The organism is Stutzerimonas frequens, assembly GCF_024448335.1.
Taxonomy (GTDB): domain Bacteria; phylum Pseudomonadota; class Gammaproteobacteria; order Pseudomonadales; family Pseudomonadaceae; genus Stutzerimonas; species Stutzerimonas frequens.
In genome coordinates this window covers 449,254-467,492 of the sequence record NZ_JAMOHM010000001.1, presented here as the reverse complement: position 1 = coordinate 467,492, position 18,239 = coordinate 449,254, and the positions used below count along the sequence as shown (strand labels likewise).

Sequence of the window (18,239 nt, the reverse complement as noted above, 5' to 3'; positions counted from 1 at the left end):
GTCCGGCTGTCGCGTCGCGCTGTCAGTGGCGCGAGGAGGCATCCGTCGTGGCTGGCGCGTTGGCCTGCCAAACGGCCGGGTCGAGGTCCAGGTCGGCGAAGTCCTTCGGATCGAGCACCGGTTGCTCGATGCCGGCGCGGACCTGTCGGTCATAGTCGCGCATCAGGCGCAGGCCGACCTTGAACAGCAGGGCCACGGCGATCAGGTTGGCGATGGCCAGAAGGCCCATGGTGACGTCGGCGAAGGCGAACACGGTGCCCAGGTCCTGCACAGAACCCCAGAGCACGAGGATGATCACCAGCACGCGGTAGATCACCACCGGGGTGCGCTTCTCGGTGAAGAAGCCCAGCGCGTTCTCGCCCAGGTAGTAGTTGTAGATCAGCGTGGTGAACACGAACAGCAGCAGCGCGACGCTGACGAACACCCGGCCCCACTCGCCGACGACGGCGGCGACGGCGGTCTGGGTCAGCACCACGCCGGCCTGGTCCATGCCCGGCTCGTAGACGCCGGAGAGCAGGATGATCAGCGCGGTGCAGCTGCACAGGATGATGGTGTCGATGAACACCGACAGCGACTGCACGATGCCCTGCGCCACCGGGTGCTTGACCTCGGCCACCGCGGCGACGTTCGGCGCACTGCCCAGGCCCGCCTCGTTGGAGAACAGGCCGCGCTTGACGCCCATCAGAATCGCCGCGCCGATGCCGCCAGCGAAGGCCTGCTCGAGGCCGAAGGCGCTGCGGAAGATCAGGCCGAAGGTCTCCGGCACCGCGCCGATGTTGCTGCCGATGACGAACAGCGCCATGGCCAGATAGGAGAAGGCCATGACCGGCACCAGCACGTCGGCCCATTTGGCGATACGGCGGATGCCGCCGAAGATGATGCCGCCGATCACCAGAGTCAGGGCGATGCCGCTGGCCACGGTGGGTACGCCGAAGGTGTCATGCAGCGAGCTGGCGACGGTGAAGGACTGCACGGCGTTGAAGCCGAAGCCGAAGGTCATCAGCAGCAGGATCGAGACGACGATGCCCAGCCAGCGCTGGCCAAGACCGTGCTGGATGTAGAAGGCCGGGCCGCCGCGGTAGGTGCCGTCGGGCTCGCGGCGCTTGTACAGCTGGGCCAGCGAGCACTCGAAGTAGCTGGTCGCCATGCCCACCAGGGCCACCACCCACATCCAGAAGATCGCGCCCGGGCCGCCGAGCATGATCGCCACCGAGACGCCGGCGATGTTGCCTGCACCGACGCGGCCGGCGACCGAGAGCATCAGCGCCTGGAAGGAGGAGAGCTGCCCCGGCTGCCGCTCGAAGGCGTGGCCGAAGATCGTGAACATGTTGCCGAAATAGCGGAACTGGACGAAGCCGGAACGGATGGTGAAGAGCAGACCCAGGCCGATCAGCATGACGATCAGCAGTTTGCTCCAGATAAGGTCGTTGAGAAGGTCGAGCATGGCGATGTTCACCTTGTTGTCGTTGTTAGGGCGTCCGGCGCGCGCCGCTGCGCCGTGCAAGCGGGGGATGTTTCAACAGCAGGGCGTGCGGAGCAATTTCGCGGCTGGCCGCGATGTGGCGCGACCTGATGCTACAATGGCGCCACTCGCGCCAGATCAGGGCCATCTCCTGTGACCTCCCACTTTGCTGAAAATCTCAAGCTGCTGTGCGGCCATTACCGTTCCATCGCCGAGGTGTGTCGCAAGCTCGCTATCAACCGCGCCCAGTTCAACAAGTACCTGGGTGGGCAGAGCCGGCCGACGCCGTTCAATCTCAAGCGCATTGGCGACTTCTTCGGCGTCGAGGGCTACGAGCTGGAAATGCCGCCCGAACAGTTCGCCCGGCTGGTCGGCGCCCGCCATCCGGAAGCCCAGGCGCTGCCGCGGACCGATCCGTTGTTGGCCCTGCTGCAGCCGTTGCGCGACCAGACCACCAGCCTGTCGCGTTATTGCGGCTACTACTTCGAATACGCCAACTGCATGTCGGTGCCGGGCAGCGTGCTGATCTCCCTGGTGCATCTGCGCGAGGAAAACGGCCTGTACCTGTTCGAGCGCCAGGAGCGCCAGGAACGCGCCAGCCCTACCCTCGGCCAGGCCGAGGACTGGGTGCGCTGTCGTTATCTGGGCGCCGCCTTCGGCCTGCAGGACCGGCTGTTCCTGATCGATTACGAATCGCTGACGCTCAACGAGATGAGCCAGACCATCCTCATCCCCAGTTTCAAGAGTCGCATCACCCGCCTCAACGGCCTGAAGACCGGCGTCTCCTCCGGCGACCGTCGCACCCCGGCCTGTACCTCGGTGGTCTGGGAGTACCTGGGGCGCGAGATCAACCGGGTCAGCGCCTATCGCCAGGTGATGCTCTACAGCCCGGACGACCCGCGCATCGATCCGGGCATTCGCGAGCGCCTGGCGACACCGCGCGTGGAGGTGGGGCTGTTCCAGATCGACTAGCCGGCGCGCCTTCACTCCTTGGCGCTGCTGTCGTACACCGCACGGTCGAGTTCCTGCTCGCTGCGACCGACCAGCGTGGTGGTCATCAGGTCGCCGGCGACGTTCACCGTGGTGCGGGCCATGTCGAGGATGCGGTCGATCCCGGCAATCAGCGCGACGCCTTCCAGCGGCAGGCCGGCGGCGGTGAGTACCAGGCCGAGCATGATCAGTCCGGCGCCGGGGATGCCGGCGGTGCCGATGGAGGCCAGCGTCGCGGTGAGGATGATCATCACGTACTGCCCGGCGCTGAGGTCGATGCCAAAGGCCTGGGCGATGAACAGTGCGAGCACGCCCTGGTAGATCGCCGTGCCGTCCATGTTGATCGTCGCGCCCACCGGTAGCACGAACCCTGCGACGCCCTCGGATACGCCGAGGTTCTTGCGTGCGCATTCGATGGACACCGGCAGGGTGCCGGAGCTGCTCGAGGTGCTGAAGGCCACCGCCAGCGCCGGGGCGATGCCCTGGAAGAAGCGCAGCGGATTGAGCCGTGCCAGCAGGCCGAGCAGGCCGCCATAAACCAGCAGTACATGGGCGATGCTGGCCAGGTAGATCACCCCGATCACGCCCGCCAGCGGCAGCAGTACTTCGGCACCGTGGCTGCCGACCACGCCGGCGGTCAGGGCGAACACGCCGATCGGCGCGACGCGCATCACCAGGTCGGTGAGCTTGTAGAAGGTCTCGGCCAGCGCATCGAACAGGCGCACCGCCGGCGCGCCGCGCTCGCCGATCAGGTTGATGCTTACGCCCAGGGCGATGGCGAAGACGGTGATCTGCAGGATATTGCCCTCGGCGAAGGCGGTGACCGGGTTGGACGGCACCAGACCGACCAGAATGGACACCAGCGAGGGCGCCTGCTTGGCCTGCTCGCTGCCGCTGGCGACCATGTTCATCCCTTCGCCGGGGCTGAACAGCGCGCCGAACAGCAGGCCGATGCTGACCGCGAAGGCGGTGGTCACCAGGTAGATGACGATGGTCTTGAGACTGATGCGGCCGAGCTTGGCGCTGTCCTGCATCGAGGTGATGCCGGCCACCAGCGAAACGAACACCAGCGGCACGATTAGCATCTTGATCGCATTGAGAAACAGCGTGCCGATCGGTGCCAGCAGCTGCGCGTCTGCGCCGAAGGCCATGCCGGCGGCGACGCCGAGGGCCAGGCCGATGAGGATCTGCTGCCAGAGCGGCAGGCGGACGAGCAGGCGCAGGGGAGCGGAGAGGGTCGTACTCTGAGTCATGGGTCTTCCTGTTGTTTTTATTGTGCGAACGGGCCGGGCTGGCGGCCCGTAAAGCGAGCGCCCGACGTCGGAGTCGGGCGCAGGGGAGCGATCACACCGCCAGCGGGGCCAGGCGTGGCGCGATCATGTTTTCCGGGCGCAGGATCTCGGCCAGCATGGCCTCGTCCAGTAGCCGCTCTTCGCGCACCAGCTGCAGCACGCTACGGCCGCCGAGCAGTGCCTCGCGGGCCAGGCGGGTGCTGTTGTCGTAGCCGATGTAGGGGTTCAGCGCGGTGATCAGGCCGATGGAGCTTTCCATCAGCTCGCGGCAGCGATCTTCGTTGGCGGTGATGCCTTCGATGCAGTGCTCGCGCAGCATGTCCATGGCGCGCTGCAGCAGGCGGATCGAATCGAACAGCTTGTAGGCGATCAACGGTTCCATGACGTTGAGCTGCAGCTGCCCGCCCTCGGCGGCCATGGTCAGCGCCAGGTCATTGCCGATCACTTCGAAGGCGACCTGGTTGACCGCTTCCGGGATCACCGGGTTGACCTTGCCCGGCATGATCGAGCTGCCCGGCTGGCGCGGCGGCAGGTTGATCTCGTTGAAGCCGGTGCGCGGGCCGCTGGAGAGCAGGCGCAGGTCGTTGCAGATCTTCGACAGCTTCACCGCCAGGCGCTTGAGCATGCCGGAGAACAGCACGAACGAACCCATGTCCGAGGTGGCCTCGATCAGGTCGGCGGCCTGGCGCAGCGGCTGGCCGCTGATCTCGGCCAGGCGCTGCACGGCGATGGCCTGGTAGCGCGGGTCGGCATTGATGCCGGTGCCGATGGCGGTGCCGCCGAGGTTCACTTCCAGCAGCAGCTCCGGGGCGAAGCGGCGCAGGTGCTGCAGATCCTCGCCGAGGGTGGTGGCGAAGGCGTGGAATTCCTGGCCGAGGGTCATCGGCACCGCGTCCTGCAGCTGGGTGCGGCCCATCTTCAGCACATGGGCGAAGGCGTGACCCTTGCCGGTCAACGCTTCGCAGAGGCTGTCCAGGCTGGCCAGCAGGGTGTCGTGGCCGAGCAGGAGGCCCAGGCGAATCGCGGTGGGATAGGCGTCGTTGGTGGACTGCGCCATGTTCACGTCGTTGTTCGGGTGCAGATGCTGGTACTCGCCCTTGGCGTGGCCCATGGCCTCAAGACCGAGGTTGGCGATCACCTCGTTGGCGTTCATGTTGGTCGAGGTACCGGCGCCGCCCTGGATCATGTCCACCACGAACTGCTCGTGGAATTCGCCGCGAATCAGTCGTGCGCAGCCCTGGCTGATCGCCACGTGCTTGGCTTCGGGCAAGTAGCCCAGCTCGCGGTTGGCGTCTGCGGCGGCCTGCTTGACCATCGCCAGGGCAACGATCAGTTTGGGGTAATGCGACAACGCCACGCCGGAGAGGCGGAAGTTGTGCAAGGCGCGCAGGGTCTGGATGCCGTAGTAGGCGTCGGAAGGAACGGGGAGGGTGCCAAGCAGGTCTTTTTCGATTCGCGATGATGCAACTTCGGACATGATGGTGACGTGGCTCGGATAGACGCAGTCAGTGCTGCAGTGCGCCTAAAGTAAGGTCTGCGGCCTGTTCGAGGCCAATGCCGTTGATGGCTGGCTCATGCCGAAACGGCATAATGTTGGTGTGACTTCCCGCTCGTCGCCATCGTATGAGGGTCCTTTCACATGAATCTGGAAACCAAGTGGCTGGACGATTTCGTCGCCCTCGCGGCGACTCGCAGCTTCTCCCAGGCGGCGCAGCGCCGCTTCGTCACGCAGCCGGCGTTCAGTCGGCGCATCCGTTCGCTGGAAGAGGCTCTGGGCCTGCAGCTGATCAACCGTTCACGCACACCTATCGAACTGACGGAGGCAGGCCAGCTGTTTCTGGTCAGCGCACGCAACATGGTCGAGCAGCTCGGCGAGGTGGTGCGTCATCTGCACCATGTCGAGGGCCAGCAGGGCGAGGTGCTGCAGATTTCCGCGGCGCACTCGCTGGCGCTGGGCTTCTTCCCGGCGTGGATCGCCGGTCTGCGCAACGATGGGCTGAACCTGGCTACCCGACTGATCGCCACCAACGTCGGCGAGGCGGTGCATGTGCTGCGCGAAGGCGGCTGCGACCTGATCCTCGCCTACTACGACCCGGATGCCGCGCTGCAGCTCGACCCGGAGCTGTTCCCTTCGCTGCACCTGGGCCGTACCGAGATGCTGCCGGTCTGTGCAGTCGGCGCCGACGGCGTGCCGCTGTACGACGTCGACAGCGGCCAGACCGTGCCGTTGCTGGCCTATAGCGCCGGCGCCTTTCTCGGCCGTTCGGTGAACCTGCTGCTGCGCCAGCGCGCGCTGCGTTCGACCACCGTCTACGAGACAGCCATGGCCGACAGCCTGAAAAGCATGGCGCTGCAGGGGCTGGGGATCGCCTGGGTGCCGCGGCTGAGCGTGGAGCCAGAGCTCGAGCGCGGCGAGCTGGCGATCTGCGGCGGTGAGCAGTGGCGGGTACCGCTGGAAATCCGCCTTTACCGCTGTTCGCTGATGCGCAAGGGTGCGGTGCGCCTGCTCTGGCGGCGCTTGGAAAACCGCACTGTTGACGCGCAGCGAGCGGCGGACGAAGCCGCCGGTTAGGGCACTTTGCGCAGGCAACTGAGCGCATCAAGCGGTTAACTGCACACATTTTGTTGCGGGGCGCTGGGCAACTTTTTCTTGCAACACTGTCTTAGCTGAGCAATCCGAGCCATGGCCAGGCCCGGACTCTAGCCAAGGACAGACAGCCGTGAACCACGACTCCGACGCCACCGTCCCCGCTACGGAGGCGGACTTCGTTATGCCCGCCCCGGCGACCGCCAGCATCGCGCCCGTCACGCTGCATGCCGCGCTGACCCGCATCGCGCAAGCCTCCCCCGATCGAGCGGCGGTGCTTTCGACCCGCTTCGCACCGCTGGACCATCGCGGCCTGCAGCAGATGATCGAGCGGACCCAACGCCAGTTGCGCCTGGCCGGTTTCGGCCGCGACGCGCGGATCGGTGTATTGCTGCCGGAAGCGCCGCAGGCGGCGGTCGCGATCATTGCCATCGCCTGTTCCGCGGTTGCCGTACCGCTCGATCCGCGTCTCGGACCGGCCGAGCTGGACCAGTTTCTCCAGCAGCTGCCGCTCGATGCCCTGCTGATCGGCAGCGATGGCGACCAGCAGGGCCGCGCGGCCGCCGAGCGCCACGGACTCTTGCTGATCAGTGCCGAAGCGGCGGAAGATGGCAGCCCGGCACTGCGCCTTGCGATGCCGGTTGCGGCGCAGCCGGCGCCGGACGAGCTGCCTGAGCCAGATGCCCCGGCGTTCATCCTGCGCAGCTCCGGCACCACGGCGCTGCCCAAGCTGATTCCCTTTACCCATCGCAACATGCTGACCGCTGCACGCAAGTGGCAGCGCTGGTTCGGCCTGGATGCCGGCGATCGTTGCCTGTGCGTGTCGGCGCCCTATTACTCCCACGGATTGAAGGTCACGATCCTCACGCCGCTGCTCACCGGCGGCAGCGTCGCCTTTCCGCTCAGCCCGGCGGTGGTGGACCTGCACGAGTGGTTCGCAAGTCTGCGCCCCAGCTGGTATTCCGCCGGTCCGGCACTGCACCTGGCGATTCTCGAGGCAGCCCGGGCGCACCCCGAAGGGCTGAGCACACAACGGCTGCGCTTCGCCTCATCCGGCGGCGCGCCGCTGGGGCAGGAGATCATCGACAGCTTCGAGCGCATCCTGGGCCTCCCGCTGCTGGAGCACTACGGCTCCAGCGAGGCCGCGCAGATCGCCGCCAACACCCCGGACGTGCGCAAGGCCGGCACGGTCGGGCGGCCCTGGCCGGAGACCCTGAGCATCGTCGGCGAAGACGGCCAGTCGGTCGCCCCTGGCGAGCGCGGCGAGATCCGCGTGCGTGGCGTTACGGTGATGCCCGGCTACCTCGGCGACGAGGCGCTCAACCGCGAGGTGCTGCGCGACGGCTGGTTCCACACCGGCGACATCGGCAGCCTCGATGAAGAAGGCTTCCTGCGCCTGCACGGGCGTCTGCGCGAGGTGATCAACCGCGGTGGCGAAAAGGTCAGCCTCTCGGAAGTCGATGCCGCGCTGCTGCGCCACCCGGCCGTGGCGGAAGCCGCGGCGTTCGGCGTACCCCATCAGCGCCTCGGCCAGGACGTCGCCGCGGCCGTGGTACTGCGTCCGGCAATGGAGGTGACGGGTGTCGAGCTGCAGCGTTTCCTGCGTGACGAGCTGGTCTACTTCAAGGTGCCACGCCGTGTGCAGATCATCGAGGCCTTGCCGCGCGGGTTGACCGGCAAGGTGCTGCGCCATCGCCTGGCTGACGCCTACGTCCAGCAGCGCAACGAGCGTGCCCGCCTGTCGACCGGCGCGGTCGCGGCTTCGCAGCTGGAGCAGGACGTGCTGGCCATCTGGCGGCGCCTGCTGAAGACCGAGGCGGTCGGCCCGGAGGACAACTTTCTCGACAGCGGCGGTGATTCGCTGCTGGCTACCGAAATGCTCACCGAGCTGGAGCAGATGCTCGGCCGGGTGATTCCCGAATCACTGCTGATCGAGGCCGAAACCGCCCGCGAGCTGGCGGCGCGTCTGGAAAACCTTGCCAACCACGTCATTCCGGTCATCGATTTCAACGCCCAGCCGGGGCGCACGGCGCTGTTCTGGTTCCACGGTGATTTCGCCCACGGTGGCTACTACATCCGGCGCCTGGCTCGGCTGCTCGGCCCGCAGCAGCCGCTGACCGCCATCGCCCCCCATGGCATGGCCAACGAGCCGATACCGGCGTCGGTGCAGCAGATGGCGCGTGAGCGCCTGCCGCTGATCCTCGAGCGTCAGGCGCAGGGGCCGTATCGCATAGGCGGCTACTGCAATGGCGCACTGGTGGCCTTCGAGGCCGCACGCCTGCTGATCGAGGCAGGCCATGAGGTGGAGATCGTGGCGCTGATCGATCCGCCCACCGCCAATGTTCGGCCTTGGTCGCGCGCCATTCTGCGCAGCCTCGACCGCGTGCTGCCGGACATGCACCTGGCCCGCGCCTACGAGGCCCTCAGTCGCTTCGGGGAGACCAGCAAGTGGCCCTATCCCAAGCGCATCGCCAACCTGGTCTGGAAAGTCTCGCGGCGCAGCGTGCGCATGGTGCGCCAGCGCCTGGCCGGCCATGTGCCGACGCCACCCACGGCGCGTGATCGCGAGGTGCGGGTGCGCTTTCTGCGCTACTCGCTGGTGATGGCGCGTTACCTGCCCGAACGCATCGACGCGCCGGTGGTGTACTTCTCGGCCGACTACACCAGCCGGGCTTGGCGCGACATGGGCACCAGCTTCGAGAGTTACGACGTACTCGGCGGCCATCACCGCTGCGTCAAGGACTACACCGCCTCCATCGCCACGCCACTGCGCGCGCTGCTGGAGGATTCGGCTGCGGCGATGCCTGGTCAGAGTGGCTTGATGTTGCCGCTGACCGAGCCGGGTGAGCGCGATGGCCTGGTGCCCTGATCATGTACGTGTCGAACCCGCTGCTGCCGCACAGCTTCCCGCGTCCCTCGGTAACAGGAGTAACCGCATGAAACGCTCGATCGCCACCGTGTCCCTGAGCGGTACCTTGCCGGAGAAACTGGAAGCCGTGGCCGCCGCCGGCTTCGACGGCATCGAGCTGTTCGAGAATGACCTGCTCTATCACTCCGGCAGCCCGCAGGACATTCGTCGACGCTGCGAGGACCTGGGGCTCGAGATCACCCTGTTCCAGCCGTTTCGCGACTTCGAGGGCTGTCCGCGCGAGCGTCTGCAGCGCAACCTCGATCGCGCCGAGCGCAAGTTCGACCTGATGCAGGAACTCGGCGCCGAGCTGATGCTGCTGTGCAGCAATGTGCAGGCCGATGCGTTGGGCGACCGCGAGACCTTGCTCGGCGATCTCGCCCTCATCGCCGAGCGCGCCGGTGCGCGTGGCCTGCGGGTCGGTTACGAGGCCCTGGCCTGGGGCCGTCACGTGAAGACCTGGCGCGATGTCTGGACGCTGGTGCAGCAGGTCGACCATCCGGCGCTGGGCGTCATCCTCGACAGCTTCCACACCCTCGCCCTGCGCGACGATCCCAACGCAATCGTCGAGATTCCGGGTGAACGAATCTTTTTCGTGCAACTGGCCGATGCGCCGCTGCTGAGCATGGATGTGCTGGAGTGGAGCCGGCATTTCCGCTGTTTCCCCGGCCAGGGCGAATTCGATCTGGCGGGTTTCCTTGCGCCCGTGCTGCAGGCCGGCTACGGCGGTCCCCTGTCGCTGGAAGTGTTCAACGATGGCTTTCGAGCCGCGCCGCCGCGTGGTGTGGCTGCCGATGGCCTGCGCGCCCTGCTGCACCTGGAGGAACTGACCGGCCAGCGCTTGAACGCTGCCGCCAGGCCCGCGCCGACTGCCCAGGCACTGTTCACACCGCCGCCGGCGCCGCGCTACGAGGGCATCGACTTTCTCGAATTCGCGGTCGACGAGCCGCACGCGGCGCGGCTGGGCGATTGGTTGCAGCGGCTGGGCTTCGCCCACGTCGGCCAGCATCGCTCCAAGGCGGTGCAGCTGTATCGCCAGGGTGAGATAAACATCGTGCTCAATGCTGAGCCGTACTCGTTCGCACACAACTATTTCGAGGCGCACGGGCCATCGGTCTGTGCCATGGCATTGAAGATCGACGATGAGGCCTCGGCCCTGGCGCGCGCCTGCGCCTTCGGCGGGCAGCCCTACCGCGGGCTGATCGGGCCGAACGAGCGGCAGATTCCGGCCGTGCGTGCGCCGGACGGCAGCCTGATCTATCTGCTCGAGTCCGGCGCGCCGGGGCAGAGCAACTACGACATCGACTTCCGCCTGCACGCCGTCGCGTCAGCAGGCACTGGCCTGCAGCGCATCGATCACATGGCCACCGCACTGCCGGCCGAGAGTTTGGCCAGCTGGGTGCTGTTCTACCGCAGTCTGTTCGACTTCGAGGCCGACGACGAGCTGCTCCTGCCCGATCCCTACGGCCTGATGAAGTGCCGCGCCATGCGCAGTCCCTGCGGGCAGGTGCGGCTGCCGCTGAACACCTCGCAGGACCGCCACACCGTGATCGGTCAAACGCTGTCCAGCTACCGCGGCGCCGGCGTGCACCATGTGGCATTCGCCTGTGAAGACATCTTCGCCGAGGTCGCACGGGCGCAGGCGGCGGGAGTGCCGCTGCTGAAGATTCCGCGCAATTACTACGATGATCTGGCCGCGCGCTTCGATTTCGACGACGTTTTGCTCGCCGAGCTCGCCCGCTACAACGTGCTGTACGACCGCGATGCCGACGGCGGCGAACTGTTCCACGTCTACACCGAGCCGTTCGAGGGGCGTTTCTTCTTCGAGATCCTGCAGCGCTGCAACGACTACGCCGGTTACGGAACGGCTAACGTGGCGGTACGCCTGGCCGCCATGGCCAAGCAATGCCGCCGCGCTGCCCCGGCCACGCGTGTCATGGCCAGCGCCGGCTGATGGTTCATTAGCCAAAGGCCCTAGCTCGTGGCTGCGGCAGCGATGCTATGATCGCGAGCGGCCCGCCCCCTTGCGGATTGCCTGTTTCGTGCGGCCGCTGGAGCCCTGTCGTGCCCACCCCAAAAACAATCGGCCTGCGTCAATGGATCTGGCGGGCTTTCGTTCGCAGTGCGCTGATTCCACTGGTGCTGGTGGAGGCGGGGCTGATCGCCATCTACCTGCTGACCAACAGCGCGATCCGCGACGCCCAGATCGAGCACCTGCGCGAGACTGCACTGAACGATCTGCAGGCGTCGGCCAGCCTCGAGTCGCGGCTGATCAGCGAGCAGCTGGAACAGGTCGCCTCGCTCACCGAGCTTTATCGCAACCTCACCGCACAGGCCCTGCTGGGTGACGCGCCGGTCGCGCCGCCGGAGCTGGCGCTGAGTGGCGACGGGGTGCGCTACAGTCCTGAGAACAACGGTGGCGCCGCGGTCTTCTACTCCAACGCCACGCCGGCCGAGCGCCACGACCTGGAGAAGATCGCGCGCTTGCGGCAGCTGGAGCCGCTGATGAAGGAGATCGAGGCGCGCAATCCGCTGGTCGCCAGCCTCTACTTCAACAGCTGGGACAGCTTCAACCACATCTATCCGTGGTTCTTCACCCTCGACCAGTACCCGGCGGATATGGACATCCCCCAGTACAACTTCTATTACCTCGCCGACGCCGAGCACAACCCGGGGCGCGGCGTGGTCTGGACCGACGTCTACCTCGATCCGGCCGGGCATGGCTGGATGATGTCGGCGATCGCGCCGGTCTATCGCGATGATTTCCTCGAAGGTGTGGTCGGCATCGACATCACCGTCAGCGGCATCCTCGAACAGATCGGCCAGTTGCAGGTGCCCTGGGGCGGCTACGCCATGCTGGTCAGCGACGACCTGTCGATCATGGCGCTGCCGGAGCCCGGCGAAGAGGATTTCGGCCTGGCCGAGCTGACCGAGCACTCGTACCTGGATGCGATCCGCAGCGAGATGTTCAAGCCCGAGGACTTCCGCCTCGATCGCCGCCGCGAAACCGCCGAGCTGGCTGCGGCGATATCGGGCTCCGACCGTGGCGTACAGCAGGTGATGCTCGGCGGCAGGCCGCAGCTGGTGGCCTGGACTACCGTGGCGCAGACCGGCTGGCACCTGCTGACGGTGGTGGACGAGGCCGCGGTGTTTCGCCAGACCAATGCCCTGGCCAGCCGCTACCGGCAGATCGGCTATCTGCTGATCGCCGGGCTGCTGCTGTTCTACATCGGCTTCTACGCGGTGATGTGGCTGCGCGCGCGCCAGCTCAGCCAGGCATTGCGCGATCCCATCGCCGGTATCTCGCAGATGATGAAGGAGATCGGCCGCGGCCGCTGGCGACCGGCTGCGGTGCACGCCGATATCCGCGAACTTGACGATATGTCGCGCCAGACGCTGGAACTCGGCACCCGCCTGGCAACCAGCGAGGTTCAACGCGGCGACACCCAGCGACGCCTGGAGCTGGTGCTGGAAAGCGCCACCGAGAGCCTCTGGGAATACGACATGGTCAACCAATCGCTGCGCGTGCGCGGCAACCTGGTGGCGCGCTTCGGGCTGCCGGCCGCGCAGCTGTCGGACAGCCAGTTCCGCCAGCGTATCCATCCTGACGACCTGCAGCAGGCGCTGGCCCAGATCGAGCGCATCAAGCTGGGGCTGCAATCGCGCTACGAGGCCAAGTACCGCTTCGTCGACGCGCTTGGCGAATACCACTGGCTGCTCAGCCGCGGGCGGGTTCTCGAGCACGACCCGGATACTGGTGCGCCGCGGGTGCTGGCCGGTACCCACGTCGACATCGATGCGCTCAAGCGGGTCGAGGAGGAGCTGCGCGCCGCCACCGTGCAGGCCCAGGCCGCGAGCGAAGCCAAGGGCCGGCTGCTGTCGGGCATCAGCCACGAACTGCGCACGCCGCTCAACGCCATCCTCGGTTTCGCCCAGTTGATGCGGATGGACTGCGATGACGAAAGCCAGGCCGAAGCGGCCGAATACCTCGACGAGATCTTGCTGGCCAGCCGCCATCTCAACCAGCTGCTGGGCGAGATTCTCGAATGGTCGAGCCTGCAGCAGGAAGCGCCTCAGCTGGAATTGCAGGCCGTCGATGTCTGCGGCCTGATGCGCGAATGCGCCGAACTGGTTTCGCTGGAAGTGCAGCAGCGGGGCCTGCAGCTCGAGCTGTCGCTGCCCGACGAGGACCTGCAGGTGCTGGCCGAGCCGCGGCGCCTGCGTCAGGTGGTGCTCAACCTGCTGTCCAACGCGATGAAATACAACATCCCCGAGGGCCGCATCGCCTTGCGCGCGGAAACCACCCCGACGCTGGTTCGCCTGCTGGTCGAGGACACCGGGCTGGGTATCGACCCGGCGCAGCAGGGGCAGGTGTTCGAGCCTTTCCAGCGGCTCGGGCGGGAGAACAGCATGATTCAGGGCACCGGTATCGGCCTGTCGCTGTGTCTGGAGTTCGCCCGCCTGATGAACGGCCAGATGGGCCTGCACAGCGAGCCGGGTGTGGGCAGCCGCTTCTGGATCGAGCTGCCGCGGCTCGTGCCGCACCCAGCGCGGTAACCGGTCGACCGTCCGGGGTACTGGCCAGTCATGCCTTGCGCTATACTGCGCGGCTTTCGCGCGCGGGCGGTTCTGGCCGGTTCGCGCCCATCCAGGCCACGCTCTTTTGCGTGGTTTGTTGTTATTGACGCGCCCGCGGGCGCCCGACGAGAGGCACGACGATGAGCGCACTGGTAGGCGTGATCATGGGCTCCAAGTCCGACTGGTCCACCCTGAGCCACACCGCCGAGATGCTGGAAAAGCTGGGCATTCCCCATGAAGTGACGGTGGTGTCCGCCCACCGCACCCCCGACCTGCTCTTCCAGTACGCCGAACAGGCCGAAGCGCGTGGCCTGCGCGTGATCATCGCCGGTGCCGGCGGTGCCGCCCACCTGCCGGGCATGTGCGCCGCCAAGACTCACCTGCCGGTGCTCGGCGTGCCGGTGCAGTCGTCGATGCTCTCCGGGGTCGATTCGCTGCTGTCCATCGTGCAGATGCCGGCCGGCGTGCCGGTCGCCACCCTGGCCATCGGCAAGGCCGGTGCGATCAATGCCGCGCTGCTCTCGGCAAGCATCCTCGGCCACGAATTCCCCGAGTATCACCAGGCGCTGAAGAAATTCCGCGACGAGCAGACCCAGACGGTGCTCGATAATCCGGACCCGCGCGGTTGAGCCGGAACTAAACTTTGCTTCCCAGTGCTGCGCCCACAGCGCGCTGGATCTGCCGCCTTAGTGAAGGGCCGTTGATATGAAAATTGGTGTGATCGGTGGCGGCCAGCTGGGCCGCATGCTGGCCCTGGCGGGCACTCCGCTGGGCATGAGTTTCGCCTTCCTTGACCCGGCGCCGGACGCCTGCGCCCAGGCCCTCGGCGAGCACATCCGCGCCGACTACGACGACAAGGATCACCTGCGCCGGCTGGCCGACGAGGTGGACTTGGTCACCTTCGAGTTCGAGAGCGTGCCGGCCGAGACGGTGGCCTTCCTCTCGCAGTTCGTGCCGGTCTACCCGAGCGCCGAATCGCTGCGCATCGCCCGCGACCGCTGGTTCGAGAAATCCATGTTCAAGGACCTCGGCATTCCCACCCCGGAGTTCGCCGACATCCAGTCCCAGGCCGATCTCGACGCCGCGGTAGCCAGCATCGGCCTGCCTGCGGTGCTCAAGACCCGCACGCTGGGCTATGACGGCAAGGGCCAGAAGCTGCTGCGCAAGCCGGCCGATGTCACCGGTGCGTTCGCCGAACTGGGCAGCGTGCCGTGCATCCTTGAGGGCTTCGTACCGTTCACCGGTGAAGTCTCGCTGATCGCCGTGCGTGGCCGGGACGGCGAGACCTGCTTCTACCCGCTGGTGCACAACAGCCACGAGAGCGGCATCCTGCGGCTGTCGGTGGCCAGCAGCAACCATCCGCTGCAGGCGCTGGCCGAGGACTATGTCGGTCGTGTACTCAAGCAGCTCGACTACGTCGGCGTGCTGGCTTTCGAGTTCTTCGAGGTCGACGGCGGGCTGAAGGCCAACGAAATCGCCCCGCGTGTGCACAACTCCGGCCACTGGACCATCGAAGGTGCCGAGTGCAGCCAGTTCGAGAACCACCTGCGTGCCGTCGCCGGCCTGCCGCTGGGCTCGACCGCCAAGCTGGGCGAGAGCGCCATGCTCAACTTCATCGGCGAAGTGCCGCCGGTGGACAAGGTGATCGCCATCGAGGACTGTCATCTGCATCACTATGGCAAGGCCTTCAAGGCCGGACGCAAGGTCGGCCATGCGACGCTGCGTTGCCCTGATCGCGCCACGCTGGACCGCCAGATCACCGCAGTAGAGACGCTGATCCCGCATTCTTGACGCCCGGCCGTCCGGCGACGGCGAACGGCGGTAGCCCCCTCGGGTCCATTGGTTACCCACCTTTCGGACCTGAGGAGCACAACCATGGGCATCATCGGCACCATCATCATCGGCCTGATCGTCGGCCTCATCGCGCGCTTCCTGAAACCTGGCGACGACAGCATGGGCTGGATCATGACCATCCTGCTGGGTATCGGCGGCTCGCTGCTGGCGACCTACGGCGGCCAGGCGCTCGGCCTGTACCAGGCGGGCGAGGGCGCAGGCTTTATCGGCGCCGTGGTCGGTGCGATCATCCTGCTGGTGATCTACGGCATGGTCACCAGCCGCAAGCACTGACCCGCCGCGGGGCCGCGCCCTGCGGCCCCGTTCCCTTCTCACGTAGTGATCTCATGCGTTCATTTCTCGCCTCGCTGTTCTGCTGTCTCGCCCTCGTTGCCACCGTTCATGCCGCGCCATCGGAACTCGACTGGCTGGAACTGATGCCGCCCGAGGATCGCCAGGCGCTGGAGGAGATGCCGGAAATCGGCCATGCGACGCCCGAGGACCTGGGCTTCAGCGATCAGGGCGGGCTCAAGCAGGAGGCCGGACTGCCGGCGGTGATGTACTCGGCCAAGACGGTCGCCGAGCTGAACGGCCGCGAGATCCGCCTCGGCGGTTACCCGGTGCCGCTGGAAAGCGACGCCCGCGGACGCAGCACCGAGTTTTTCCTCGTCCCTTATCCCGGTGCCTGCATCCACGTGCCGCCGCCGCCGCCGAACCAGATCGTGCTGGTGCGTTACCCCAAGGGCATCGTCCTGGAAGATATCTACGCGCCGCTGTGGGTCGACGGCCGCCTGCAGATCGAGCCGGTCAGCAACGATATGGCCGATGCCGCCTATGCCCTGGACGCCGCGGCGGTCGAGCTGGTCGAAGAAGACGACTATTGAACCGCGTGCCTGCATCGCTGCGCCAGGCGCTGCGTGACCTCGCTGCCGACACCGACGGCATCGATACGGCGATCTATGCAACCTACGACCGTGATCCGCTGGAGCCGATCATCGGCCTCGGTGACGCTGACGCACCGCTCTGCTTCTTCGGCCGCGACCCGGGCCGCGAGGAGGTGCGTCATGGCGAACCCTTCATTGGGTCCGGCGGGCAAATCGTCCGGCGCGTGCTCTATCGCCACCTGCACGGCGCAGAGATGCCGGACTTCGAGGCGGGCCGGGCGCTGGGCCGGCACTACTTCTGGATCAACACCGTGCCGTACAAGCCCATCGGCAACAAGGCCTGGTCCATGGCGGTGAAGCGCCGCTTCCAGCCGCTGATGCGCCAGTTGCTGATCGACAGCTGGCATGGCCGGCATATCGTCACGCTCGGTCGCGAGGCCTTTCTCTGGTTCGCCATCGGCCAGCCGCGCGAGGCGCGCCAGCGCCTGGAGGCGTTCTGGCAGCGTGAGGATCGCTTTACGGCCAACCTCGATATCGACCTGCAGGACGCGCAAGGCCATGCACGAACCTTCACCCTGCACCCGCTGCCGCACCCCTCACCGCTGAACCAGACCTGGTTCAAACGCTTCCCCGCGTTGCTGGAAGCGCGCCTGCGCCAGCTCGACGCTAGTCGCTGACCTGATTGGCGAGCTGCCCGGCCTGCCAGGCAGCGACGTTGCCCAGGGTGGTGCCGGCGATGGCTGCCAGCGCCTCCTCGGTGAGGAAGGCCTGGTGGGCGGTGACGATCACGTTGGGGAACGACAGCAGCCGCGCCAGCACATCGTCCTGCAGCGGCAGGCCGGAGTGATCCTCGAAGAACAGCCCGGCTTCTTCCTCGTAGACATCCAGCCCCAGATAGCCGAGCTGGCCGCTCTTCAGCGCGCCGATCAGCGCCGGCGTGTCGATCAGCGCGCCGCGGCCGGTGTTGATCAGCATGGCGTGCGGTTTCATGGTCGCCAGGCTCTGCTGGTTGATCAGGTGACGGGTCTCTTCGGTGAGCGGGCAGTGCAGGCTGACGATATCGCTGCCGGCCAGCAGCTCGTCGATCGCCACGTAACGCATGCCGAGGCGCTCCAGCTCCGGGTTGGGGTAGGGGTCATGGAGCTGCACCTCGCAGCCTAAGCCCTGCATGATCCGCGCGAACACCGCGCCGATCTGCCCACTGCCGACCACACCGACGCGCTTGCCGACCAGGTCGAAGCCGGTCAGCCCCTGCAGCGAGAAGTTGCCTTCGCGGGTGCGGTTGTAGGCACGCGGCAGGCGGCGATTGAGCGCCAGGATCAGTGCCACGGTGTGCTCGGCCACGGCATGCGGCGAGTAGGCCGGCACCCGCACCACCGGCAGACCGAGACGCCTGGCGCAGGGCAGATCGACGTGGTTGTAACCGGCCGAGCGCAATGCGATCAGCCGCGTGCCGCCGGCCGCGAGCTGCTCCAGCACGGGGGCGGAGAGCACGTCGTTGACGAACGGGCAGACCACTTCGGCGCCCGTCGCCAGGGCCGCGGTGTCAGGGTCCAGGCGGGTCTCGAGAAAGTGCAGCTCGAAGCCGTGGGCGCGGTTGGCGGCCTGGAAGCTGTCACGGTCATAGGGCTTGCTGCTGAACAGGGTGATGCGCATGGGAGCCTCGCGATAAGGGGCGACTGCCGACAGGGTGCGACAGTTGCCC

14 protein-coding genes are annotated in these 18,239 nt (G+C 66.8%); 10 read left to right on the top strand and 4 right to left on the bottom strand.

Annotated elements, in window-relative coordinates; translation table 11 throughout:
• Nucleotides 1-22: 22 nt before the first annotated feature.
• Nucleotides 23-1,444 carry an alanine/glycine:cation symporter family protein gene (locus NAO55_RS02315; RefSeq protein ID WP_102839673.1) on the bottom strand — a complete coding sequence of 474 codons (1,422 nt, stop codon included), beginning with the start codon at nucleotides 1,442-1,444 and terminating at the stop codon, nucleotides 23-25.
• 171 nt (nucleotides 1,445-1,615) lie between these two features.
• On the opposite strand from NAO55_RS02315, the gene NAO55_RS02310 reads away from it, so the two are divergent.
• Entirely contained in the window at nucleotides 1,616-2,434 is an 819-nt protein-coding gene (locus tag NAO55_RS02310; protein WP_102839320.1) for a helix-turn-helix domain-containing protein, read from the top strand.
• Nucleotides 2,435-2,445: 11 nt separating this feature from the next.
• Here NAO55_RS02310 and NAO55_RS02305 read toward each other — a convergent pair whose 3' ends face one another.
• Both NAO55_RS02305 and NAO55_RS02300 read right to left on the bottom strand, forming a co-directional pair.
• Complete coding sequence (locus NAO55_RS02305; RefSeq protein ID WP_102839321.1) at nucleotides 2,446-3,705, bottom strand: dicarboxylate/amino acid:cation symporter; 1,260 nt, start codon at nucleotides 3,703-3,705, stop codon at nucleotides 2,446-2,448.
• 91 nt (nucleotides 3,706-3,796) lie between these two features.
• Complete coding sequence (locus NAO55_RS02300; RefSeq protein ID WP_102839322.1) at nucleotides 3,797-5,221, bottom strand: aspartate ammonia-lyase; 1,425 nt, start codon at nucleotides 5,219-5,221, stop codon at nucleotides 3,797-3,799.
• A gap of 162 nt (nucleotides 5,222-5,383) precedes the next feature.
• Here NAO55_RS02300 and NAO55_RS02295 point away from each other — a divergent pair, with 162 nt between their 5' ends.
• From NAO55_RS02295 to NAO55_RS02255, 9 genes are all read left to right on the top strand, one after another.
• On the top strand, nucleotides 5,384-6,316 hold the full coding sequence (locus NAO55_RS02295; protein WP_102839323.1) for a LysR substrate-binding domain-containing protein: 933 nt from the start codon (nucleotides 5,384-5,386) through the stop codon (nucleotides 6,314-6,316).
• 148 nt (nucleotides 6,317-6,464) lie between these two features.
• Nucleotides 6,465-9,200, top strand: a complete 2,736-nt coding sequence (locus NAO55_RS02290; protein ID WP_102839324.1) for an AMP-binding protein — start codon at nucleotides 6,465-6,467, stop codon at nucleotides 9,198-9,200.
• Nucleotides 9,201-9,267: 67 nt separating this feature from the next.
• Nucleotides 9,268-11,193 carry a bifunctional sugar phosphate isomerase/epimerase/4-hydroxyphenylpyruvate dioxygenase family protein gene (locus NAO55_RS02285; RefSeq protein ID WP_102839325.1) on the top strand — a complete coding sequence of 642 codons (1,926 nt, stop codon included), beginning with the start codon at nucleotides 9,268-9,270 and terminating at the stop codon, nucleotides 11,191-11,193.
• Between the two features lie 110 nt (nucleotides 11,194-11,303).
• Entirely contained in the window at nucleotides 11,304-13,796 is a 2,493-nt protein-coding gene (locus NAO55_RS02280; RefSeq protein ID WP_102839326.1) for an ATP-binding protein, read from the top strand.
• A 161-nt stretch (nucleotides 13,797-13,957) separates the two neighbouring features.
• Entirely contained in the window at nucleotides 13,958-14,446 is a 489-nt protein-coding gene (gene purE / locus NAO55_RS02275) for a 5-(carboxyamino)imidazole ribonucleotide mutase (protein WP_003297758.1), read from the top strand.
• 76 nt (nucleotides 14,447-14,522) lie between these two features.
• Entirely contained in the window at nucleotides 14,523-15,608 is a 1,086-nt protein-coding gene (locus NAO55_RS02270) for a 5-(carboxyamino)imidazole ribonucleotide synthase (protein ID WP_102839327.1), read from the top strand.
• An 84-nt stretch (nucleotides 15,609-15,692) separates the two neighbouring features.
• The gene (locus NAO55_RS02265; protein ID WP_003297756.1) at nucleotides 15,693-15,944 is read left to right on the top strand and encodes a GlsB/YeaQ/YmgE family stress response membrane protein; all 252 of its coding nucleotides are present in this window, start codon (nucleotides 15,693-15,695) and stop codon (nucleotides 15,942-15,944) included.
• A gap of 53 nt (nucleotides 15,945-15,997) precedes the next feature.
• Nucleotides 15,998-16,534: a DUF3299 domain-containing protein gene (locus NAO55_RS02260; protein WP_102839328.1), complete on the top strand. Its 537-nt coding sequence runs from the start codon at nucleotides 15,998-16,000 to the stop codon at nucleotides 16,532-16,534.
• Nucleotides 16,531-17,211 (top strand): uracil-DNA glycosylase family protein, encoded by a 681-nt coding sequence (locus tag NAO55_RS02255; protein ID WP_102839329.1) that lies wholly within the window; start codon nucleotides 16,531-16,533, stop codon nucleotides 17,209-17,211. Before NAO55_RS02260 ends, NAO55_RS02255 begins: the two co-directional genes overlap by 4 nt.
• Here NAO55_RS02255 and NAO55_RS02250 read toward each other — a convergent pair.
• Complete coding sequence (locus NAO55_RS02250) at nucleotides 17,201-18,190, bottom strand: 2-hydroxyacid dehydrogenase (RefSeq protein WP_102839330.1); 990 nt, start codon at nucleotides 18,188-18,190, stop codon at nucleotides 17,201-17,203. The genes NAO55_RS02255 and NAO55_RS02250 overlap by 11 nt on opposite strands.
• Nucleotides 18,191-18,239: the final 49 nt, after the last annotated feature.